The organism is Streptomyces chartreusis NRRL 3882 (assembly GCF_900236475.1).
GTDB classification, from domain to species: Bacteria; Actinomycetota; Actinomycetes; order Streptomycetales; family Streptomycetaceae; genus Streptomyces; species Streptomyces chartreusis_D.
Genome location: NZ_LT963352.1, coordinates 7,253,844 through 7,274,483, shown reverse-complemented (window position 1 = coordinate 7,274,483; position 20,640 = coordinate 7,253,844). Strand labels below are relative to the sequence as shown.

Annotated in this window: 19 protein-coding genes; 7 read left to right on the top strand and 12 right to left on the bottom strand. The window is 71.6% G+C overall.

Features of this window, described 5'->3' with window-relative positions; genetic code table 11:
* Positions 1-5 precede the first annotated feature (5 nt).
* Positions 6-1,370, bottom strand: coding sequence for a glutamine synthetase family protein (locus SCNRRL3882_RS32935; RefSeq protein WP_010045286.1), 1,365 nt, complete (start codon positions 1,368-1,370; stop codon positions 6-8).
* A gap of 97 nt (positions 1,371-1,467) precedes the next feature.
* Between SCNRRL3882_RS32935 and SCNRRL3882_RS32930 the strand changes: the two genes are divergently transcribed.
* The 3 genes from SCNRRL3882_RS32930 (at position 1,468) to SCNRRL3882_RS32920 (ending at position 4,534) form a co-directional block, all read left to right on the top strand.
* Positions 1,468-2,229: a FadR/GntR family transcriptional regulator gene (locus SCNRRL3882_RS32930; protein WP_010045289.1), complete on the top strand. Its 762-nt coding sequence runs from the start codon at positions 1,468-1,470 to the stop codon at positions 2,227-2,229.
* A gap of 124 nt (positions 2,230-2,353) precedes the next feature.
* Positions 2,354-3,799, top strand: a complete 1,446-nt coding sequence (gene eat, locus SCNRRL3882_RS32925) for an ethanolamine permease (protein WP_010045291.1) — start codon at positions 2,354-2,356, stop codon at positions 3,797-3,799.
* Between the two features lie 24 nt (positions 3,800-3,823).
* Complete coding sequence (locus SCNRRL3882_RS32920) at positions 3,824-4,534, top strand: gamma-glutamyl-gamma-aminobutyrate hydrolase family protein (protein ID WP_040903886.1); 711 nt, start codon at positions 3,824-3,826, stop codon at positions 4,532-4,534.
* Between the two features lie 110 nt (positions 4,535-4,644).
* Here the strand turns inward: SCNRRL3882_RS32920 and SCNRRL3882_RS32915 are convergent, their stop codons facing one another.
* Positions 4,645-5,574, bottom strand: coding sequence for a LysR family transcriptional regulator (locus SCNRRL3882_RS32915; RefSeq protein WP_010045295.1), 930 nt, complete (start codon positions 5,572-5,574; stop codon positions 4,645-4,647).
* A 70-nt stretch (positions 5,575-5,644) separates the two neighbouring features.
* On the opposite strand from SCNRRL3882_RS32915, the gene SCNRRL3882_RS32910 reads away from it, so the two are divergent.
* The gene (locus tag SCNRRL3882_RS32910) at positions 5,645-6,796 is read left to right on the top strand and encodes a TDT family transporter (RefSeq protein ID WP_010045297.1); all 1,152 of its coding nucleotides are present in this window, start codon (positions 5,645-5,647) and stop codon (positions 6,794-6,796) included.
* Here the strand turns inward: SCNRRL3882_RS32910 and SCNRRL3882_RS32905 are convergent.
* From SCNRRL3882_RS32905 to SCNRRL3882_RS32890, 4 genes are all read right to left on the bottom strand, one after another.
* Positions 6,708-7,427 carry a helical backbone metal receptor gene (locus tag SCNRRL3882_RS32905; protein WP_010045299.1) on the bottom strand — a complete coding sequence of 240 codons (720 nt, stop codon included), beginning with the start codon at positions 7,425-7,427 and terminating at the stop codon, positions 6,708-6,710. The genes SCNRRL3882_RS32910 and SCNRRL3882_RS32905 overlap by 89 nt on opposite strands.
* Entirely contained in the window at positions 7,424-7,993 is a 570-nt protein-coding gene (locus SCNRRL3882_RS32900) for a helix-turn-helix domain-containing protein (RefSeq protein WP_010045301.1), read from the bottom strand. The genes SCNRRL3882_RS32905 and SCNRRL3882_RS32900 overlap by 4 nt, the downstream gene beginning before the upstream one ends.
* A gap of 358 nt (positions 7,994-8,351) precedes the next feature.
* Complete coding sequence (locus SCNRRL3882_RS32895) at positions 8,352-10,970, bottom strand: ABC transporter permease/substrate binding protein (protein ID WP_010045303.1); 2,619 nt, start codon at positions 10,968-10,970, stop codon at positions 8,352-8,354.
* Positions 10,963-12,054 carry a quaternary amine ABC transporter ATP-binding protein gene (locus SCNRRL3882_RS32890; RefSeq protein WP_029181544.1) on the bottom strand — a complete coding sequence of 364 codons (1,092 nt, stop codon included), beginning with the start codon at positions 12,052-12,054 and terminating at the stop codon, positions 10,963-10,965. Before SCNRRL3882_RS32890 ends, SCNRRL3882_RS32895 begins: the two co-directional genes overlap by 8 nt.
* A 200-nt stretch (positions 12,055-12,254) precedes the next feature.
* On the opposite strand from SCNRRL3882_RS32890, the gene SCNRRL3882_RS32885 reads away from it, so the two are divergent.
* On the top strand, positions 12,255-13,184 hold the full coding sequence (locus tag SCNRRL3882_RS32885) for a 5'-3' exonuclease (RefSeq protein ID WP_231911257.1): 930 nt from the start codon (positions 12,255-12,257) through the stop codon (positions 13,182-13,184).
* 125 nt (positions 13,185-13,309) lie between these two features.
* Positions 13,310-14,152, top strand: a complete 843-nt coding sequence (locus SCNRRL3882_RS32880; protein WP_010045306.1) for a siderophore-interacting protein — start codon at positions 13,310-13,312, stop codon at positions 14,150-14,152.
* A 56-nt stretch (positions 14,153-14,208) separates the two neighbouring features.
* Here SCNRRL3882_RS32880 and SCNRRL3882_RS32875 read toward each other — a convergent pair whose 3' ends face one another.
* Positions 14,209-14,790, bottom strand: a complete 582-nt coding sequence (locus tag SCNRRL3882_RS32875) for a GNAT family N-acetyltransferase (RefSeq protein ID WP_010045307.1) — start codon at positions 14,788-14,790, stop codon at positions 14,209-14,211.
* 80 nt (positions 14,791-14,870) lie between these two features.
* Here SCNRRL3882_RS32875 and SCNRRL3882_RS32870 point away from each other — a divergent pair, with 80 nt between their 5' ends.
* Positions 14,871-15,857: an RluA family pseudouridine synthase gene (locus SCNRRL3882_RS32870; protein ID WP_029181546.1), complete on the top strand. Its 987-nt coding sequence runs from the start codon at positions 14,871-14,873 to the stop codon at positions 15,855-15,857.
* Here SCNRRL3882_RS32870 and SCNRRL3882_RS32865 read toward each other — a convergent pair.
* The 5 genes from SCNRRL3882_RS32865 to SCNRRL3882_RS32845 all read right to left on the bottom strand — a co-directional run bounded on the left by SCNRRL3882_RS32865 (position 15,851) and on the right by SCNRRL3882_RS32845 (position 20,472).
* A complete protein-coding gene (locus SCNRRL3882_RS32865; protein ID WP_010045312.1) occupies positions 15,851-17,368 on the bottom strand; it encodes a cytochrome P450 in 1,518 nt (505 codons plus the stop codon). The two genes, SCNRRL3882_RS32870 and SCNRRL3882_RS32865, sit on opposite strands and share 7 nt — an antisense overlap.
* Positions 17,369-17,431: 63 nt before the next feature.
* The gene (locus SCNRRL3882_RS32860; protein ID WP_010045315.1) at positions 17,432-18,052 is read right to left on the bottom strand and encodes a GTP-binding protein; all 621 of its coding nucleotides are present in this window, start codon (positions 18,050-18,052) and stop codon (positions 17,432-17,434) included.
* The gene (locus SCNRRL3882_RS32855; RefSeq protein ID WP_010045317.1) at positions 18,033-18,431 is read right to left on the bottom strand and encodes a DUF742 domain-containing protein; all 399 of its coding nucleotides are present in this window, start codon (positions 18,429-18,431) and stop codon (positions 18,033-18,035) included. Before SCNRRL3882_RS32855 ends, SCNRRL3882_RS32860 begins: the two co-directional genes overlap by 20 nt.
* Entirely contained in the window at positions 18,428-18,835 is a 408-nt protein-coding gene (locus tag SCNRRL3882_RS32850) for a roadblock/LC7 domain-containing protein (protein ID WP_010045319.1), read from the bottom strand. The genes SCNRRL3882_RS32855 and SCNRRL3882_RS32850 overlap by 4 nt, the downstream gene beginning before the upstream one ends.
* Entirely contained in the window at positions 18,832-20,472 is a 1,641-nt protein-coding gene (locus tag SCNRRL3882_RS32845; RefSeq protein ID WP_078602934.1) for a sensor histidine kinase, read from the bottom strand. Before SCNRRL3882_RS32845 ends, SCNRRL3882_RS32850 begins: the two co-directional genes overlap by 4 nt.
* Between the last annotated feature and the right edge of the window lie 168 nt (positions 20,473-20,640).

Here is a 20,640-nt window from a genome sequence, read left to right as displayed (position 1 = left end):
GGACCTCACATGCGTTCGAAGGAGCGGCGCAGCTCCCAGTCGGTCACCGCGGCGTCGAAGGCGTCCAGTTCGACGCGCGCCATGTTGCGGTAGTGCGCGACGACCTCGTCGCCGAAGGCGGCCTGGGCGATGGGGCTGTTCTCCCAGAGCTCTGCGGCCTCGCGCAGGGTGGTGGGGACGTGGGCGAAGTCGGCGGCGTAGGCGTTGCCGGGGCAGGGCTCGGGCAGTTCCAGCTTCTGCTCGATGCCGTGCAGTCCGGCCGCGACCAGCCCGGCCACGGCGAGGTAGGGGTTGACGTCCCCGCCGGGCAGCCGGTTCTCGAAGCGCATGGAGCGGCCGTGGCCGACCACGCGCAGCGCGCAGGTGCGGTTGTCATGGCCCCAGGCGACGGCGGTCGGGGCGAAGGAACCGGGCTGGAACCGCTTGTAGGAGTTGATGTTGGGGGCGTAGAGCAGGGAGAAGTCGCGCAGGGCGGCGAGCTGGCCGGCGAGGAAGTGGCGCATCACGTCCGACATGCCGCCTTCGCCGTCCCCCGCCATGGCGTTGTTGCCGTCCGCGTCCGCGAGCGAGAGGTGGATGTGGCAGGAGTTGCCCTCGCGCTCGTTGTACTTGGCCATGAAGGTGATCGACATGCCCTCCTGGGAGGCGATCTCCTTGGCGCCGGTCTTGTAGACGGCGTGCTGGTCGCAGGTGACCAGGGCCTCGTCGTAGCGGAAGGCGATCTCGTGCTGGCCGGGGTTGCACTCGCCCTTGGCGGACTCCACGGTGAGGCCCGCGGCCGCCATCTCGTTGCGGATGCGGCGCAGCAGGGGCTCGATGCGGCCGGTGCCGAGGACCGAGTAGTCGATGTTGTACTGGTTGGCCGGGGTGAGCCCGCGGTAGCCCGCGTCCCAGGCCTGTTCGTAGGTGTCCTTGAAGACGATGAACTCCAGCTCGGTGCCGACCTGGGCGGTGTAGCCGAGTTCGGCGAGGCGCTCCAGCTGGCGGCGCAGGATCTGGCGGGGTGCGGCGACCACGGGCGAGCCGTCGTTCCAGGCGAGGTCGGCGTGGAGCATGGCCGTGCCCTCGTTCCAGGGGACGCGGCGCAGGGTACTCAGGTCCGGGTGCATGGCGAAGTCGCCGTAGCCGCGGTCCCAGGAGGACATCGCGTAGCCGTCGACGGTGTTCATCTCGGTGTCGACGGCGAGCAGGTAGTTGCAGCCCTCGGTGCCGTGCTGGAGGACCTCGTCGAGGAAGAAGCGTGCGGCGAACCGCTTGCCCTGGAGCCGCCCTTGCATGTCGGGGAAGGCCAGGACGACAGTGTCGATCTCACCGCCGGCGACGAGGGCGTGCAGCTCCTCGACGCTCAGCGGGGCTGTGCGGTCTGCCACGGGAAGGCCTCCTAGGCTCCTTGGATCCGCTGCCTGGATCCGCCGGGAGCCATAAGGTATTGCGGAGAACCATTGCTTGGGAAGGGGGTACGGCCACATGTCGGAGGAAGCCGGTGGGGACGACACGCGGGACGGGCTGACGCCGGTGCTGCGGCCGGTGCGCGCGGGCAACGGCTTCGAGGAGGCGCTGGAGCAGATCCTCCAGGTCGTACGGCTGGGCCTGGTGCCGGGGGGCGAGCGGCTGCCGGCCGAGCGGGAGCTGGCGGAGCGGCTGGGGATCAGCCGGGTGACGCTGCGCGAGGTGCTGAAGGTGCTCCAGGACCAGGGGCTGGTGGAGTCGCGGCGGGGCCGGTACGGCGGCACGTTCGTGCTGCCGCGATCCGACGCCGGCGGCGAGGACGAGCTGCGGCGCCGGATCGCCGAGGTCGACATTGAGGACGTGCTGCGGTTCCGGGAGGTGCTGGAGGTCGGGGCGGCGGGGCTGTGCGCGGCGCACGGGCTGGACGACAAGCAGGCGGATCGGCTCCGGGAGGCCCTGGCGCGCACGCACGACGCCCCGCTCGCCGACTACCGCCGGCAGGACACGCTGCTGCACCTCACCCTCGCCGAGCTGTCCGGCTCCCCCACGCTCACCGCCCAGTACGCGGCCGTCCGCGCGACCGTGAACGACCTGCTCGACTGCATCCCGCTGCTGGTGCGCAACCTCGAACACTCGCAGCGGCAGCACACGGCCCTGGTGGAGGCCGTGATCGAGGGCGATGCCGACCAGGCCCGGGAGATCACCCGCGAGCACTGCGCGGGCACGGCGGCGCTGCTGCGCGGCTTCCTCGGCCGCGCCGCGCCGGGTCGCGGCGCGTGAGGATTTACGGGCGATTAACGCACGGGTATTGCCATTCCCCGGTCGGCACCGAAAAGGTGTGGATCCATTCCATTGAGCGGGAGCCCGCTCGACCCCGTGTCCGCCGCCCGTCGGGAGTCCGTCCATGTCCCAGGAATCCACCAGCCCACCCGCCGCCGCGCAGGCGGACGACTATCTGGAACGCAGGGCGCTCCGCCGCGGCAGCGCCGGCTGGGTGCTGCTGACCGGTCTCGGCGTCGCCTACGTCGTCTCCGGTGACTACTCGGGCTGGAACTTCGGCCTGGCCGAGGGCGGCTTCGGCGGCCTGGCGATCGCCATGGTGCTCATGGGCGCGATGTACGCGTGCATGGTCTTCGCCCTCGCCGAGCTGTCCTCGATCCTGCCGACGGCGGGTGGCGGCTACGGCTTCGCCCGTCGGGCGCTCGGCCCGTGGGGCGGCTTCCTGACCGGTACGGCGATCCTCATCGAGTACGTCCTCGCGCCCGCCGCCATCGTCATCTTCATCGGCGACTACGTCGAGTCGCTGGGCCTGTTCGGCCTGGAGTCCGGCTGGCCGATGTACCTGGTCTGCTTCGCTATCTTCCTCGGCATCCACCTCTGGGGTGTGGGCGAGGCCCTGCGCTTCAGCTTCGTCGTCACCGGCATCGCGGTGGCCGCCCTGGTCGTGTTCGCGCTGGCGGCACTGCCCGACTTCTCGTTCGCCTCGCTGGACGACATCCCGGTCGACTCCTCCGCCGCGGGGTCGAGCTCCTGGCTCCCCTTCGGCCTGCTCGGCATCTGGGCGGCGTTCCCGTTCGGCATGTGGTTCTTCCTGGGCGTCGAGGGCGTGCCGCTGGCCGCCGAGGAGACGCGGGACCCGGCCCGTACGCTGCCCAAGGCGATCCGCTGGTCGATGGGCATCCTGGTCGTACTGGCGGTGGTGACCTTCGTCGCGGCGGCCGGGGCACGCGGCTCGGCGTCGATCCAGGAGGCGGGCAACCCCCTCGTCGAGGCGCTCCAGCCGGACGGCAGGGCGACGACCCTGAGCAGGATCGTGAACTACGCGGGCCTGGCCGGCCTGGTGGCGTCGTTCTTCTCCCTGATCTACGCGGGCTCGCGCCAGCTGTTCGCCCTGTCCCGCGCGGGCTACCTGCCCCGCTTCCTGTCCCTCACCAGCCGCCGCAAGGCGCCGTACCTGGGACTGCTGGTCCCCGGCACGATCGGCTTCCTGCTGGCGGCGGTGTCGGGCGACGGCGCCCGGATGCTGAACATCGCGGTCTTCGGCGCGACCATCTCCTACGCGTTGATGTCCCTGTCGCACATCGTGCTGCGCCGCCGGGAGCCGGAGCTGCCGCGGCCGTACCGCACACCGGGCGGGGTGCTGACCTCCTCCGTCGCCCTGGTGCTGGCCTGTGCGGCGCTGGTGGCGACGTTCCTGGTGGACGTGACGGCGGCCTTCATCGCGCTCGCGGTGTACGTCGTGGCCCTCGCGTACTTCGGTCTGTACAGCAGGAAGCGGCTGGTGGCGAAGGCACCGGAGGAGGAGTTCGCGGCACTGGCCGCGGCCGAGGCAGAGTTGACACGGGACTGAGGCATCGAGTGTGAGGGAGTTTCTGTGGCCAGGCCGTTGATCGGGGTCAGCACGTATCTGGAGGCCGGTGCGCGCTGGGGGGTGTGGGAACTGGAGGCCGCGCTGCTGCCGGTCGGCTATCCCCGGCTCGTGCAGCGGGCGGGCGGCCTCGCCGCGATGCTTCCGCCCGACGACCCCGCGTACGCGGCCGCGACCGTGGCCCGGCTGGACGGCCTGGTCATCGCGGGCGGCCCGGACGTGGAGCCCGTACGGTACGGCGCCGAGCCGCATCCCCGCACCGGGCCGCCCGCGCGGGAGCGCGACGCGTGGGAACTGGCCCTGATCGACGCGGCCCTCACGGCGCGCGTCCCGCTGCTCGGCATCTGCCGGGGCATGCAACTGCTGAACGTCGCCCTGGGCGGGACGCTGGTGCAGCACCTCGACGGGCACGCGGAGGTCGTGGGCGTCTTCGGCAACCACGCGGTCAAGCCGGTGCCGGGGAGTCTGTACGCGGCTGTCGTGCCCGAGGAGACATCGGTGCCGGCGTATCACCACCAGGCCGTGGACCGCCTGGGCGAGGGACTCGTCCCGTCGGCCTACGCGGACGACGGCACGGTGGAGGCCCTGGAACTGCCGTCCGGTGCGGGCTGGGTGCTGGGCGTCCAGTGGCATCCGGAGATGGGCGAGGACGTCCGGGTGATGCGGGCGCTGGTGGAGGCGGCGGAGTCCGCCACATCCAGCCCGCCCGGCGATTGAGGACGAGGCCGTTCAGGCCGATGGGGGGCCAGGGGGTGGAGCCCCTTGGCGGGGTCGAAGGGGCGGAGCCCCTGGGGAGGGGACGGGCAGGGGCGGCGGGGGCGAGGAAACTACCCCCGCGTCAGCGACAACAGGTCCCTGGCCGGCCCCGTAGGGCGATGTCCCGTCGGCCACACCGCGCGGAGGTCACGCGCCAGGGCCACCCCCTCCACCGGCACGCGCACCAGGCGGCGCATCGCCAGCTCCTCCCCCACCGCCAGTTCGCTCAGGACCGCCGGCCCCGCCCCGCTCACCGCCGCCGCCTTGACCGCCGTGGTGGACGACAGCTCGATCAGCGGCCTGGCCAGCCCGCCCAGCGCCGCGTCCAGGACCTGGCGGGTGCCGGAGCCCTTCTCGCGGAGGATGAGGGGCGTCGACGCCAGCTCCCCGGCCGCCAGGGGCCGTCGCCGGCGGGCCCAGGGATGCGCGGGGGCCGTGACCACTATCAGGCGGTCGTGGGCGATGACCACCGAGTCCAGCCCCTTCGGGACCGTCAGTCCCTCGACGAACCCCACGTCCGCCTCGTCCGACAGCAGCCGCTCCGCGACCACCGTCGAGTTCCCGGCGAGCAGGGACACCGCCGTGTCGGGCCGCTGGGCGCGCAGCGCGAGCAGCCAGCCCGGCAGCAGGTACTCCGCGATCGTCATGCTCGCCGCGACCCGCAACCGGGAGTCGCGGCGGTCGCGCAGCGCCTGCGCCCCCACGTCGAACGCCTCCGCCGCCTCGACGATGCGCCGCGCCCAGTCCGTCACCAGCGCACCGGCGTCCGTGAGCCGGGACCCGCGCGGTGAGCGGTCGACCAGCGCCACGCCGAGCTGCCGCTCCATCGACCGGATCCGGCTGCTGGCCGCGGGCTGGGTGATGCCGAGTTCCCTCGCCGCCCCGCCGAGGCTGCCGAGCCGCGCCACCGCCAGCAGCAACTCCAGGGCGCCCAGATCCGGCACCCGGTGCGCGAGAGACCCGCCGGTCGGGACCTCACCCTGCTCTTCCGTCCTGCTCATAAACCCAGCTTATGTGGCCATAGAGGCATGCTCCCTGGTGGTGGGGTGCCCACGGCCCGACCGTGGAGTCATGGTCACCGCAGCCCAGCCCGTTCCGTGCGCAGTCTCCGTCCGTCACCTCGGACCCAACTGGTACGCCACCGTCATGGGCACCGCCGTCGTCGCCACCGCCGGGACCGCCCTGTCGCCGCACGCCCCCGGGCTGCGCGGCACGCTGGCCGGTGTCTGGGCCCTCTCCCTGGTCCTGCTCGTCACCCTGCTCGGCGCCCGGGCCGTGCACTGGGCCCACCACCGGGACCAGGCCCGCGCCCACCTCCTCGACCCCGCGACCGCACCCTTCTACGGCTGCCTCGCGATGGCCCTCCTGGCCGTCGGCGGGGGTGCTCTCGGCGTCGGCCGGGACTGGATCGGCGTGCGGGCGGCCGTGGCGCTCGACGCCGTGCTGTTCGGCGCCGGTACGGTTCTCGGACTGGCCGCGGCCGTCGCGGTGCCGTATCTGATGGCCGTAGGCCACCGGGTCGAGCCGGGACAGGCCACGCCCGTCTGGCTGCTGCCCCTGGTCGCGCCCATGGTGTCCGCCGCCGTCGGGCCGCCGCTGGTGCGCCATCTGCCTCCCGGTCAGCCCCGGGAGACGCTGCTCCTCGTCTGTGTCGCGCTGTTCGGGCTCAGCCTGCTCGCGACCCTGGTCATGCTGCCGCTGGTCTTCGGACGGCTGATCACCGGCGGGCCGCTGCCGCTCGCCCTCACCCCGACGCTCTTCCTGGTGCTCGGGCCGCTCGGGCAGTCCACGACCGCGGTCGGCGCGTTCGCGGACGTCGCCCCCGGGGTCCTACCGGCGCCGTACAGCCAGGGCTTCGGTGTCCTCGCCGTGCTCTACGGCGTGCCCGTGATGGGATTCGCGCTGCTGTGGTTCTGCCTCGCCACGGCCCATGTGCTGCGCGCCCGGCGGCACGGGATGCCCTTCTCGATGACCTGGTGGTCGTTCACCTTCCCGGTCGGCACCTGTGTCACGGGCGCCGAGGCACTGGGCCGGCACACGGGGCTCGTGGCCTACGCGGGGCCGGCCGTCGTGCTGTACGCGGTGCTGGTCGCCGCGTGGGGCACCGCCGCGGTGGGCACCGTACGCGGGCTGCTCAGGGGCGAGCTGCTCGCAGGGCCCGGCCCAGGACCCGTGGCGCCTCGGCCAGCGACGGCCCGTACCACGTCAGGTGCCGTCCGCTGACGAGCGCGCAGGGCAGGCCGGGGAAGGCCTCCGGGCCGTCGTCCGCGGTGAAGCGGTAGGGCTCGTCCGGGAGGACCACCAGGTCCGGCGCGGCGGCGCGGAGTTCCTCCAGCGGGATGCGGGGATAGCGGTCGGGGTGCGCCGCGTACACGTGGTCGACCCCCAGGCGGGCCAGGACGTCGCCCGCGAAGGTGTCGCGGCCCAGGACCATCCACGGGCGGCGCCAGACCGGCACGATCGCCGTCGGCCGGGCGGCCGGGCGCGGCAGGGACGACCAGGTCTCCTCCGCCTCGTCCAGCCAGCGCGGGCGGGCCGCCACCCCGCAGGCGTCCAGGACCCGGGCCAGTTCCCGGAAGGCCTGCGGCACGTCGCGGATCTCCGTGACCAGGACCTCGACGCCCGCCGCGCGCAGGGCCGCGAGGTCGGGTTCGCGGTTCTCCTCCTCGTTGGCGATCACCAGGTCGGGAGCGAGGGAGACGATCCGGTCGGCCTTCGGGTTCTTGGTGCCGCCGACGCGTACGACCTCGAGGCCGGGCGGGTGCGTGCACCAGTCGGTGGCGCCGACCAGCACGCCGGGCGCGGACCGGGCCACGGCCTCGGTCAGCGACGGGACCAGCGAGACGACCCTCACCGGCGTGGCCGGTCCCGGACCGCCTCGATGTGTTCGGCCACGGCGACGACGATCACCCGGGTGTCGGACTCCGCCGCCCGCCAGCGGTGCCGCACACCGCCGGTGAGGTACAGCGTGTCGCCGCGGCCCAGACGGTAGGCGCGGCCCTCCGCCTCGATCTCCACCGCGCCGTCGGCGACGTACATCAACTGATCGTTGCGGTACTGGAATTCACGGCCGGCGTCGTGGTCGCCGGTGAACTCGGAGGCGTGCATCTGGTGGTGGCCGCGCACCAGGGACCGGGTCCGGGGCTGGGGCAGCGGTTCGGTGTCGTCGGCCCGGACGACGTCCACGCTGCACGCCGGGTCGGCGGCGGCGAGGAGCTCGACCGCGGTGGTGCGCAGGGCGTCGGCGACCTTCTCCAGGGAACCCGTGCTGGGCCGGGCACGGTCGTTCTCGACCTGGCTGAGGAACGGGACCGACAGGCCGCTGCGCTCGGCCACGACGGCGAGGGTGAGCTCCAGCGCGCGGCGCCGCCGACGCACGGCCGCGCCCACCCGAAGGGGCTGCTCTTTGTGGTCGCCCATCGCTCCGGCTCCCTCCTTCGCCGTCGATCCTGTGCGCCGGTGCCGGCGCACTCCTTCTGTTGGGTTGTCTGCACCCTACGCATGTTCGGCAAACCGGTGCATGCGCCCGTCACATCGACGTCCTACCGGGCGGTGTGCGACCTCACACTTCGCGCCAGTTGATCCGCCGCCCTCGGGGGCGGCGCGTGGATTCCTCCTCAGGGAGGAACAGGGAGAAACAGGAAGGGAGAAGGGGTTCTGGGGGTGGCGTAGCGCTCTGTGGTTGTCCGGATCTGCTCGTGGGTCCGGGCGCCGGTGGGGGTGAGGGTGCGCGTACGGGGCTGGACGCGGCGTGTCGCGTCCAGCCCCGTACCGGGCCTCACTGCGGCGTCATGCGCTCCACCATGTCGGGGTGCTGCTTCAGCCACGCGGCGACGGCCTCTTCCTCATGGCCCTGGCCGCGGTCCTTGATCTCGCTCTCCAGGCTGCCGAGCTCGTCCTCGCTCATCTTGAAGTTCTTGATCCACTTCGTGAGCTGCGGGTACTGCTCGGGGAACTTCTCGTTGGAGATGGTGCGGATCGTGTTGCCCTCGCCGAAGGCCTTCTTGGGGTCCTTCAGCTTGGTCAGCTCGTAGTCGCTGTAGGCCCAGTGCGGCGACCAGAGGGTGACGGCGATCGGCTCCTTCTTGGCGTAGGCGCGCTTGAGCTCCGCCAGCATGGCCGGGGTGGAGCCGTCGACGACCTCGTACTCCTTGTCCAGGCCGTAGCCGGGCAGGACCTTGGTCTTCAGCAGGTTCATCTCGCCGGTGCCGGGCTCGATGCCGATGATCTTCCCGTCGAAGGTTCCGGCCTTGCCCTTGAGGTCCGCCAGGGAATCCACGCCCTTGACGTAGGACGGCACGGCGATCTCCAGGGAGGTCGGCTGGTACCAGGTGCCGAGGTCCTTGAGCCGGTCCTTGTTCGCGTCCCAGTAGTTCTTCTGGGCGTAGGGCAGCCAGGCGTCGAAGTTGAGGTCGAGATCGCCCGAGGCCAGACCCGTGTAGACGGGGCCGACGTCCATCTGCTTCAGGTTCATCCGGTAGCCGCGCCGTTCGAGGACGTTCTTCCACAGGTACGTGACGGCGATGTCCTCGTCCCAGGGGAACCACGCCACGTCCAGCGGTCGCTCGGCCTCGGCGGGTGTGCTGCCGCCGGCGCCCTTCACCGGGGCGAGCTTGTCGACGTAACCGGGGTGCCGCTTCAGCCAGGCGCGGACCGCCTCCTGCTGGTTGCCCTTGCCCGCCTTGTTGATCTCGGCTTCGAGGCTGGTGAGCTCCTTCTCGCTCATCTTGAAGTCCTTCAGCCAGCCGGCGACCGTGGGGTCGTCGTCCGCGAAGCCCTTGCGGGCCAGCGTGTGCACGCCGTCGCCCTCGCCCCAGGCGCCCTTGGGGTCCTTGAGCTTCTTCAGGTCGTAGTCGTTGTACGCCCAGTGCGGCGACCAGAGCGTGACGACGACCGGCTCCTTCTTGGCGTACGCGCGCTTCAGCTCGGCCAGCATCGCGGGCGTGGAGCTGTCGACGACCTTGTACTCCTTGTCCAGGCCGTACTCCTTGAGGACCTTGCTCTTGAGCAGGGCCATCTCGCCGGCGCTGGACTCGATGCCGGTGATCTTGCCGCCGAACTCGGACGCCTTGCCCTTGAGGTCCGCCAGGGAGTCGATGCCCTTCATGTAGGAGGGCACGGAGAGCTCCAGGGACGTCTTGTCGTACCAGGCGCCCAGGTCGTCGAGCTGCTTGCCGTACTTCTTCCAGTACTGGGCGTGGGTCGTGGGCAGCCAGGCGTCCGTCTGGAAGTCGACGTCGCCCTGGGCGAGGGAGGTGTAGAGCGGGCCGGCGTCGAGCTGCTTGGCCTCGACCTGGTAGCCGCGCTGCTCCAGGACCTCCTTCCAGAGGAAGGTGGAGGCGACGCCCTCGTCCCAGGGGATGTAGCCGATGCTGATCTTCTTGCCCTGGCCGACGTCCTTGCTGCCGGCCGCGGCTGAGGAAGTGGTGCCGCCGCTGCCGAAGACCCCCATGCCGCCGGAGATGAGGGCGAGTACGACCACGCCGATGACGGCGACGGCCGGGCGGGGCCGGTACGACCAGATCTTCAGCCCCTGGGCGGCGCGCAGCCGGGCGGCGGCGCGGCGGCCGAGCGGGGAGACCTGGGTGCCCAGCGCGCTGGTCATGCGGTCGAGGTAGATCGCGAGGATCACGATGCCGACACCGGCTTCGGCGCCCAGGCCGACGTTGAGCTGGCCGATGGCCTGGTTGACGTCGCCGCCGAGACCGCCGGTGCCGACCATGCCGGCGATGGCGGCCATGGACAGGCCGAGCATGATGACCTGGTTGACGCCGGCCATGACCGTGGGCAGGGCGAGGGGGAGCTGGACGCGCAGCAGGATGTTGCGGGGTGTGGTGCCGAACGCGTCGGCGGCCTCGACCAGTTCTTTGTCGACCTGGCGGATGCCCAGTTCGGTCATGCGCACGCCCGGGGCGAGCGCGAAGATCAGGGTGGCGACGATACCTGCGGAGGCGCCGGTGCCGAAGAAGAGGATCGCCGGGATGAGGTAGACCATCGCGGGCAGCGTCTGCATGAAGTCCAGGACGGGCCGGACCAGACCGCTCACGCGGTCCGAGCGGGCCGCCCAGATGCCCACCGGTATGGAGATCACCAGCGCGATGACGGTCGCCACGAGGACGAGCGCCAGGGTGATCATCGCGTTCTCCCACAGGTCGAGGGAGTCGATGAACGCGAATCCCGCGAAGGTGAGGACACCGGCGAGGGTGCCGCGCAGCCAGAAGGCGATCACGGCGAAGATGCCCGCGAGGAGCAGCGGCTGCGGGGCCTGGAGGACGGCGTTGATGCCGTCGTAGAGGCCGAGGAAGACGGTCTTGCAGAAGTCGAACAGCCACCCCATGTGGGTGGTGAGCCAGTCGACCGCGTCGTTGACCCAGGTGCCGAGCTGAATCCTAGGCACGGGCGATCACCTTCTCTCCGCCCTTGTCCCGCGGGGAGTCGCAGGGCTCCGGGGTGGTGTCCTGCTCGTCGCCGAGGAAGCCGACCAGGCGCTGCCGGGGGACGACGCCGATCAGCTTGTTGCCCTCGTCCACGACCGAGACGGGGTGGGAGAGCCGGGCGCTGATCGCGCACAGTTCCGTGAACGGGGTGTCGGCGGTGGCCGTCTCGCAGTGGCAGCCGGGGTCGTCGCCGGTGACCGAGGTGTCCATGAGCTCGCCGGCGGTCAGCACACGGGAACGGTCGACGTCCTGGGTGAAGGACGCGACGTAGTCGTTCTCCGGCCGCAGCAGGATGTCCTGCGCGGTGCCGATCTGCACGATGCGGCCGTCGCGCATGACGGCGATGCGGTCGCCGAGGCGCATGGCCTCGTTCAGGTCGTGGGTGATGAAGACGATCGTCTTCTTCAGCTTCTGCTGGAGCTCCAGCAGCTGGTCCTGCATGTCGCGGCGGATCAGCGGGTCCAGCGCGCTGAAGGACTCGTCCATCAGCAGCAGGTCGGCGTCGGTGGCGAGCGCGCGGGCGAGGCCCACGCGCTGCTGCATGCCGCCGGACAGCTCGTCGGGCCAGGACTTCTCCCAGCCGGCCAGGCCGCACAGGGCGAGCGCCTCGTCGGCGCGGCGTACGCGCTCGGCGCGGGGCACGCCCTGCACTTCCAGACCGTAGGCGGCGTTCTCCCGGACGCTGCGGTGCGGGAAGAGCGCGAAGTGCTGGAACACCATGCTGATCTTCCGGGAGCGGACCTCGCGCAGCTCACGGTCGCCGAGCGTGGTCAGGTCCTGGCCGTCGAAGCGCACATGTCCGGCGGTCGGGTCGAGCAGGCCGTTCAGCATGCGCAGCAGGGTGGACTTGCCGGATCCGGACAGGCCCATGACGACGAAGATCTGGCCGGGCTCGACGGTGAAGGACGCGTCGATCACGGCGGCGGTCGCGCCCTCGGCGCGCAGCTCCTCCCGGTCGGCCCCGGCACGGAGCCGCTCGACCGCCTGGTCCGGTCTCCGGCCGAACACCTTGTACAGGCTCTCCGCCTGAAGCCTTGCTGACACGTGCACCTCTTGACTGGACGGCAACAGAAACACAGCGAGGCCGGGGCGCAAAACAGTTGAAATGCGCAACCGACCTCGCTCCGGGGCCGCGCCTCCCCCCGATCCCGGAAAGCAAACCCGGAAGTGGGGCGGTTCACACAGAACGCACACATCGCAACGCGTCGCGCAGCGGCGGGTCGCTGTCGGTGGCGTACGGCATGATGCGTGGCGTGACCGGACGACTGATGCTCCTCGACACCGCCTCCCTGTACTTCCGCGCCTACTTCGGCGTCCCGGACTCGGTGAAGGCACCGGACGGCACGCCGGTGAACGCCGTGCGCGGGCTGCTCGACTTCATCGACCGCCTGGTCCGGGACCACCGGCCGGACCACCTGGTGGCCTGCATGGACGCCGACTGGCGGCCGCACTGGCGGGTGGAGCTGATCCCCTCCTACAAGGCCCACCGCGTCGCCGAGGAACACGCGGCAGGACCGGACGAGGAGGAGGTGCCCGACACGCTGTCGCCGCAGGTGCCGGTCATCGAGGCGGTGCTGGACGCGGTGGGCATCGCGCGCGTGGGCGTCGCCGGCTACGAGGCCGACGACGTGATCGGCACGTTCACCGCGCGGGCCGAGGGCCCGGTCGACATCGTCACGGGCGACCGCGATCTGTACCAGCTGGTGGACGATGCGCGCGGGGTGCGCGTGCTGTACCCGCTGAAGGGCGTGGGCACGTTGCAGCTCACCGATGAGGCCTGGCTGCGTGAAAAGTATGGGGTCGACGGCAGCGGGTACGCGGATCTGGCCCTGCTGCGCGGCGACCCCAGCGACGGCCTGCCGGGGGTGCCGGGCATCGGCGAGAAGACGGCCGCCAAGCTGCTGGCCGAGTTCGGGGACCTGGCCGGGATCCTGGCGGCGGTCGAGGACCGGGGCTCGAAGCTGACGCCGACGCAGCGCAGGCGGCTGGACGAGGCGCGTCCGTATCTCGCGGTGGCGCCGAAGGTGGTCCGGGTCGCGGACGACGTACCACTGCCGGACGTCACGACGGCGGTGCCTCGGACGCCGCGCGACCCTGCTGAGCTGGAGGTACTGGCGGCCCGCTGGGGACTGGGCGGGTCACTGGAGCGCCTGCTGACGACGCTCGCGGCGTGACGGATGTGGCGGCCGGTGCCCTTCCTGAGGCCGGTGCCCCTCATCGACTTCTCATACGGGAGGTGTTGAGTGGGGGCCAGGTGCTAACTTAGGTAAGCCTAACTACACGAATCAGGGAGGCCCTCATGGCAGAGCGACCGGGACGCCAGCCGCGCAAGCCGCACTCCGCTCAGGTCGTCCGCACCGAGCGGCTGACCCCGCACATGCAGCGGGTGGTGCTCGGGGGTGAGGGCCTCGCCGACTTCGCGGCGGGCACGTGCACCGACCACTACGTGAAGCTGCTGTTCCCGCCCGAGGGCGTGACCTATCCGGAACCCTTCGACCTGCAGCGCATCCGCGACGAGCTGCCGCGCGAACAGTGGCCGGTGACCCGGACGTACACGGTGCGCCAGTGGGACGCCGAACACCGCGAGCTGACGCTGGACTTCGTCATCCACGGCGACGAGGGCCTGGCCGGCCCGTGGGCGGCGCGCGTCCAGCCGGGCGAGACCGTGCGGTTCATGGGCCCCGGCGGGGCGTACGCGCCCGACCCTGCCGCCGACTGGCATCTGCTCGTCGGCGACGAGAGCGCGCTGCCCGCGATCGCCCGCTCCCTGGAGTCACTGCCGCACGGGGCCAGGGCGTACGCCTTCATCGAGGTCTCCGGCCCCGAGGAGGAGCAGAAGATCGACTCGGACGTGGACGTCGTCTGGCTGCACCGCGGTGACCGGCCGCTCGGTGAGGCGCTCGTCGATGCCGTGCGGGGTCTGGCGTTCCCCGAAGGCCGCGTGCACGCCTTCGTCCACGGGGAGGCGCACTTCGTGAAGGAGCTGCGCCGGCTGCTCCGCGTCGAGCGCGGCATCGCGCGCGAGGACCTGTCGATCTCCGGCTACTGGCGCCGCGGCCACAACGAGGACGGCTGGCAGGCCTCGAAGCGGGAGTGGAACGCGCGCATCGAGGCGGAGCAGGAGAGCACCCCCGCCGCCTGACCGGCGCGAGCACGTCACTGCGCCCCCGAGCGTGCGCGGCCTGCCGGTATGCCCGGTCAGTCGCCCCGCACGCGCGCGTGCAGATGCATGTCGTGCCAGCCGTCCGGGTGCAGGACGGCGCTGCGCTTGGTGCCTTCGAGGGCGAACCCGGTCCGCGAGGCGACCCGGCAGGAGGCCTCGTTGCGCACGGCGTGCAGCAGTTCGAGACGGTGGAATCCGATCTCGTCGAGCGCCCAGCGGGCGAGTGCGGTCGTGGCCCGGACGGCGATGCCCCGGCCGCGTGCCGCCGGGACGGTCCAGTACGCGACCTCCGCCGTGCCGTCGTCGAGCCGTATCCCGCGCAGCGCCACTCGCCCCAGCAGCCGGTCGGAGTCCGCGTCGACGACGGCCCACTGCGCCTCCCGCTCCTCCTCCCAGGCCTGATGCCAGTCGCGGATCCAGCCGGCGACCTCCCCCTCGGAGCCGGCGGTCCGGGCGTGCCACTGGTGCATCACCGGGTCCTGGAACACCTCGTACACCGCGGGCGCGTCCCCGGCCCGCCAGGGGCGCAGGAGGAGTCCGTCGCCGGTGGCGAGGGTGGGCTGCGGCCGGCCGGTGAAGGCCTCGGGGGTCAGAACCGGGCTGATGAGAAAGGGCATGCCCACATCCTGGCAAGGGGGCGGTGGGCGGCCCCAGTGGTTTTCCGCCGCTGCCCGCCCGCCTCGTACGCTGGGCCGCGATGAGACGGAAGACGCGCATCCCGCCCGCTCCCCTGCCGCAGCGCCACGGGGTGGACCCGGTGCGGGTACGACTGCCCGCCGCGGGGCCGTGGACCACGGTGCGTGAGCATCTGGTGGAGCGGCTCTCCGGTGCCGGTGACGGGGTCGTCGACGGGATGTTCGACGCGGGGCTCGTCGTCGGGGCGGACGGGCGGGCCGTGCCGGCGGACGCTGCGTATGTGCCCGGGACGTTCGTGTGGTTCCACCGGGAGCTGCCCCACGAGGTGCCGGTGCCGTTCCCGCTGGAGGTCGTGTACCGGGACGAGCACATCGTCGTCGTCGACAAACCCCACTTCCTCGCCACCACCCCGCGCGGCAGCCATGTCGCCGAGACCGCGCTGGCCCGGCTGCGCCGCGAGCTGGACATCCCCACCCTCGCCGCCGCGCACCGCCTGGACCGGCTCACCGCCGGACTCGTGCTGTTCACCGTGCGGCCCGAGGAGCGCGGCGCGTACCAGACGCTGTTCCGCGACCGGCTCGTGCGCAAGGAGTACGAGGCCGTCGCGCCGTACGATCCCGGCCTCGTACTCCCCCGGACCGTCCGCAGCCGGATCGTGAAGGAGCGCGGCGAGCTCACCGCCCGGGAGGTGGCGGGCGAGCCCAACGCCGTCAGCCGCGTCGAACTCGTCGACCACCGCCCGGACGGGTCCGGCGGACTCGCCCGCTACCGGCTCGTGCCCGGCACCGGGCAGACCCACCAGCTGCGCGTGCACCTGGCCGCGCTGGGCGTGCCGATCCTCGGCGACCCGCTCTACCCCGAGGTCACCGCGCCCGTGCCGGCCGGTGACTTCCGGCGCCCGCTCCAACTGCTCGCCCGCGCCCTGGAGTTCACCGACCCGGTCACGGGCGAGGAGCACCGGTTCCGCAGCAGCCGGGTGCTCGCGGCCTGGGCTTCGTACGACCGGTGGGCCGCCGGGACGTACGACGGCCCGTCGGACGGTCAGTAACCGCGCCACCAGCTCAGGAAGCGCTGCCAGACGCCCTTGCGGCGGGCCGGTTCCTCCGCCACCGGCCGCGCCTGCGGCGGTACGGGGTCCGGCTGGGGTTGCGCCGGGGCGGGCTGCGGCTGTGCGGCGGCCGGTACCGGCTGAGGCTGCGGCTGCGGCTGCGGCTGCGTGATGCCGATCTGCCAGTCGGAGCGCTGGGTGGGGACGTGGTTGTGGTTCGGCGTCTCCGTCACGTCCTGCGGCGGCTTGGGCGCGAACGCCACCGGCAGTGCCACGAGGTGCCGGGAGGCGATGGACGCCGTCCAGCGCAACTCGTCCTCGTCGCAGTCGAGTTCGACGTCCGGCAACCGCATCAGCAGCGCGTCGACGCCGACGTCCGCGATGGAGCGGCCGATGTCCTGACCGGGACACTCGTGCGGGCCGCCGCCGAACGCGAGGTGCGACCGGTTGCCCTGCATGCTGGCCTTCAGGTCGGGCCGCACCCGCGGGTCGACGTTGGCCGGCAGCGGGGCGAAGAGCAGCCCGTCACCCCGGCGGATGCGCTGCCCGCCCAGTTCGGTCTCCTGCTTGGCGAAGTAGGCGAAGACCGTGCTGAACGGCGGCTCGTTCCACAGCGACTGCTCCACCGCCTCCGGCACCGTCATCTGGCCGCCGTTGAGCTGGGCGCGGAAGCGCGGGTCGATCAGCACCGTGAGCAGCACGTTGGACAGCAGGTTGGTGGTGGCCTCGTAGGCGGCGAAGAGCACCAGGCGCAGGTGCTCCCTGACCTCGTCGTCGGTCAGCCGGGCCGGGTGGGTGATAAGGAAGCTGGCCAGGTCCTCCTCCGGCTGGGCGCGGCGCCTGACGGTGAGCCGGCTCAGGACGTCCATGACGTAGGAGTGGCTGGCGATCGCCGTCTTGGTGCCCTTGAGCGCGTCGCGGGCGGACTCGACGAGACGGTCGTTGTACTCGTCGGGCATGCCGAGGATCTCGCACATCACCGCCATCGGCAGGTGCTCGGCGAACTGGCCGACGAGGTCGGCCTCGCCCTGCTCGCAGAAACGGTTGACGATGGCCTGCGTGCTGCGGTTGATGTAGCGGCGCAGGCTGCGGAAGTCGATGGTCGAGATAGCGCCCTGGACCGCGCCGCGCAGCCGCTTGTGCTCGTCGCCCTCGGCGTGCGAGGCGATGGGCTGCCAGGCGATGTGCGGCATCAGCGGGTGATCGGGCTTGACCAGGCCGTCCCTGAGCGGGGTCCAGATACGGCTGTCCCGGCAGAACTGGGTGGGCGAGCGCACCATGTGCAGGTTCTCGGCGTGGCCGAGCACGATCCAGATCGGTACGTCGTCGTGGAGCAGCACGGGCGCCACGGGGCCGTGCTCCTTCCGCAGCTGCTCGTACAGCCCTGCCAGGTCCTCCGACTCGTGCAGCCGGTGCAGCCCTCCGGGCCCGAGGCCGTGCGCGGGGCAGCCGGGGGGCGGGCCGGGCAGGGAGGTGTCCGTACCCGTCGAGGCGTGGGATTCAGGCGTCACAGTGGTCGCTCCGAAACTTTCCAGGTGTCTGAGGGGGGAGATGTGGGGTGGGACGGACCCGGATCAGGTGAGTGAGCCCGTCATGGCGAGCGAGTGCAGGAAGCGCATGAGGGTCATCAGGACGTCGCGGCTGGAAGCCCGCCGCCGCGCGTCGCACTCCATGATCGGGATGTCCGGGGAGAGGTCGAGCGCCGTGCGCAGCTCCTCGATGGGGTAACGGGGAGCGTCCGGGAAGGAGTTGATGGCGACCACGAACGGCACGCCGCGTTCCTCCAGACGCCCCATGACGTCGAAGCTGACCTCCAGGCGGCGGGTGTCGACCAGGACCACCGCGCCGAGCGCGCCCTCGAACAGGCCGTTCCACAGGAACCAGAAGCGCTGCTGGCCGGGTGTGCCGAAGAGGTACAGCACGAGCTGGTCGGTGATGCTGATCCGGCCGAAGTCCATCGCCACGGTGGTGGCCGTCTTGGACGCGGAACCGAAGTTGTCGTCGACACCGATGCCGGCCTGCGTCATGGTCTCCTCGGTGGTCAGCGGTTTGATCTCGCTGACCGAGCCGACCATGGTCGTCTTTCCGACACCGAAGCCCCCCACGATCACGATCTTGGCCGCGGCCTGTGCCGTGTGCGGCAACTGGTCCTCGGCCCGGGGGCCCGGGATGGTGTCAGAGCCTTTGAAGTCCATTCATCACCGCTTCGAGGAGGGAACGGTCGGGGAGCGCCTGGCGGACGATCGGGGAGCGCGCCGTCACCAGATCCGCCGTCAGCAGCTCGGTGAGCAGCACGCCCATCGCGCTGAACGGCAGGCTGAGGTAGGCCGACAGCTCGGCCACGGACAGGGGGGCGGCGCAGAGCCGGAGCAGCGCCGCCTGCTCGGGCGAGGCGGAGGGCGGCGGGTCCGTGGCACGCGCCACGATTAACGTCACCAGGTCGAGCTCGGCCCGTTCACCGTCCGGGCCGGCGACCACGTACATGCGCTCCGGGTTGCGGACCTTGCCCTCGCCCTCCTCGGGCTTGGGCGGTTCCGGGGCGGGTTCGCGCCTCTGGCGTCGGGGAGGCGTCATACGATCTGCCCGTTCCGCCGGGGCGGACTGGTCAGATGGCCGCCGATGCGCACGACGAGGTCGCGCATCATGGCGCTCATCCGGCCGGGCTCGCAGCGCACGTCGGAGAGCACCGCGAGGAAGGCGTTGGCTCCGGCGTTCATCAGGTAGAAGTAGCCCCGGTCGATCTCGATCATGACGAGCTTCATCTCGCCGTCGCCCACGGTGAGTTCCTGGCAGACGCTGCTCGCGAGGGACTGCAGCCCGGCGCAGGCCGCGGCCACCCGGTCGGCCGCGTCGGGCTCGCCGCCGTAGCGGGCGATGCGCAGGCCGTCGGCCGAGAGCACGACGATCATCTCGATGCCCGGCACGCCGTCGGCGAGCTGCTTGAGCATCCAGTCGAAATTGCCTCGCTGCTGGATCACTTGAGGTCCCCCTCGTCATCGGCCTCGGCGGGGGCCGGGTCGTTGAGCAGGTGCAGGTACTTGGTCGGGTTCCGGATGAAGTCGGTCGGGTGGGTGCCGGGTTCGATGCCCTGCTTGAGTCCCTCCCAGAAGGCCTCGAGGCCCTTGCCGGGGGCGTCGGGGGCATTCATGTCGCGCAGGGGAGGCACCTCGGGCTCGGGTGTCGCCCAGGGGTTCGCCTCGCCCCGGGCGGCGGCCTCCCGGTCTTCCCGGTCGTAGGCGGCCTGCTGGGCGATCCGCTCGGTGAGGGACGTCTTCACCCGGCTGCGGCGCTGCGGCAGGCCGTTCGGCGTCCACTCGGTGACCTCGGGGACGTCGTCGTCCTCCAGGGAGACCGTTTCGGGGATGCGCGGGTTGGTGGGGCGGCGCTTCTTGGGCGTGCGCTTCGGCCCCTCGGGGATGCCGACCGGCATGGGGATGCCGGTGGCGCCGATGCCGTGGGCGAGTCCGACGCCGGGCTCGTGGGTGATCATCTCGCTCGGCACGATGAGGATGGCCCGGACACCGCCGTACGCGGAGGCGCGCAGCGAGACCTGCATGTTGTACGCCGAGCAGAGGCGACCGACGACGGCGAGGCCGAGGCGCGGGTGCTCGCCGATGTCCTGGAGGTCGACGCCCGCCTTGGCGGCCTCCAGCATGCCCTCGATCCGGGCGCGCGCCTCCTCGTTGAGGTTGACACCGCCGTCCTCGATCTCGATGCAGACGCCGGTCTGCACCTCGGTGGCGGTGACGTGCACCTTGGTCTGCGGCGGCGAGTAGCGCGTGGCGTTGTCGAGGAGTTCGGCGGCGGCGTGGATGACCGGCTCGACGTAGATGCCCTTGACGCTGATCTTGGCGATGGAGGACAGCTGGATGCGCCGGTACTCCAGGATGCGGGACATGGCGCCGCGCAGGGTGCTGTAGAGGGACACCGGTTCGGGCCACTGCCGTCCGGGGCGGCCGCCGCCGAGGACGGAGACGGAGTCGGCGAGGCGGCCGATCAGGGCGTTGCCGTGGTCGATGCGCAGCAGGTCGTCGAAGACCTCGGGGTTGCGGCCGTGGTCCTCCTCCATCTCCCGGAGTTCCTCGGCCTGCTGGTGGATGATCGCCTGCACGCGGCGGGCGACACTGACGAAGGAACGCGCGGCGGCGTCACGCATGGTCACTTCGCGGTCGACGATCTTGAGCACCGTCAGCAGCGTCTCGGCCTGCGGGGCCGGGAGGTCGCGGAACGCGGGGTTGGCGAGACCGAGCTTGCGAATCACCTCCCTGGGGGATTCTCCGGTGCTCAGCAGACGGAGCGCCGCGGGGATGATCTCCCGCGAGAAACGGACCAACTCGTTCTCGTGGGCCGCGATCCGCTGTTCCAGATGCGCGGTGTGACGGGCGTGCTCGCCCCGCTGCTTGCGCAGGGCACGGCCGCGGCGCACCGCCTCGACCGCCGTCGCGATCACCAGCACGGTGGCGATACCACCGCACCAGCCGACGGCGAGCCGGGCCGGCGCCGTCACCAGGGCGACAGCTGCCCCGGTCGCCGCGGCCATCACTATGGCCGGCAGCAGCAGCACGCGCGCGTAGGGAAGTTCACCGCGACCGGGAGGGGATTGAACACTCACCATGTAGGCCTTCTGAAAGGAGTCGGCTGGGGTTCGGGAGGGCTTGCAGGGGGGTATGTCATGAAGCAGTAGGACTCTTCCGCACATTGGGGAACAAGCGCACGAATTCATCTCAAGCCGGTGCGCTGCGGGCGAGCTTAGTCCGACCGGATCATCGCCGTGTCATATTCA

Bases quoted from the DNA above. Each gene is read 5' to 3' on its own strand.
- SCNRRL3882_RS32880 (WP_010045306.1), top strand. From the start codon at position 13,310: ATGGCAGAGCGACCGGGACGCCAGCCGCGCAAGCCGCACTCCGCTCAG.
- SCNRRL3882_RS32885 (WP_231911257.1), top strand. From the start codon at position 12,255: ATGCGTGGCGTGACCGGACGACTGATGCTCCTCGACACCGCCTCCCTG.
- SCNRRL3882_RS32910 (WP_010045297.1), top strand. From the start codon at position 5,645: ATGGTCACCGCAGCCCAGCCCGTTCCGTGCGCAGTCTCCGTCCGTCAC.
- SCNRRL3882_RS32855 (WP_010045317.1), bottom strand. From the start codon at position 18,431: ATGACGCCTCCCCGACGCCAGAGGCGCGAACCCGCCCCGGAACCGCCC.
- SCNRRL3882_RS32875 (WP_010045307.1), bottom strand. From the start codon at position 14,790: ATGCCCTTTCTCATCAGCCCGGTTCTGACCCCCGAGGCCTTCACCGGC.
- SCNRRL3882_RS32870 (WP_029181546.1), top strand. From the start codon at position 14,871: ATGAGACGGAAGACGCGCATCCCGCCCGCTCCCCTGCCGCAGCGCCAC.
- SCNRRL3882_RS32845 (WP_078602934.1), bottom strand. From the start codon at position 20,472: ATGGTGAGTGTTCAATCCCCTCCCGGTCGCGGTGAACTTCCCTACGCG.
- eat (WP_010045291.1), top strand. From the start codon at position 2,354: ATGTCCCAGGAATCCACCAGCCCACCCGCCGCCGCGCAGGCGGACGAC.
- SCNRRL3882_RS32930 (WP_010045289.1), top strand. From the start codon at position 1,468: ATGTCGGAGGAAGCCGGTGGGGACGACACGCGGGACGGGCTGACGCCG.
- SCNRRL3882_RS32900 (WP_010045301.1), bottom strand. From the start codon at position 7,993: ATGGGCGACCACAAAGAGCAGCCCCTTCGGGTGGGCGCGGCCGTGCGT.
- SCNRRL3882_RS32915 (WP_010045295.1), bottom strand. From the start codon at position 5,574: ATGAGCAGGACGGAAGAGCAGGGTGAGGTCCCGACCGGCGGGTCTCTC.
- SCNRRL3882_RS32860 (WP_010045315.1), bottom strand. From the start codon at position 18,052: ATGGACTTCAAAGGCTCTGACACCATCCCGGGCCCCCGGGCCGAGGAC.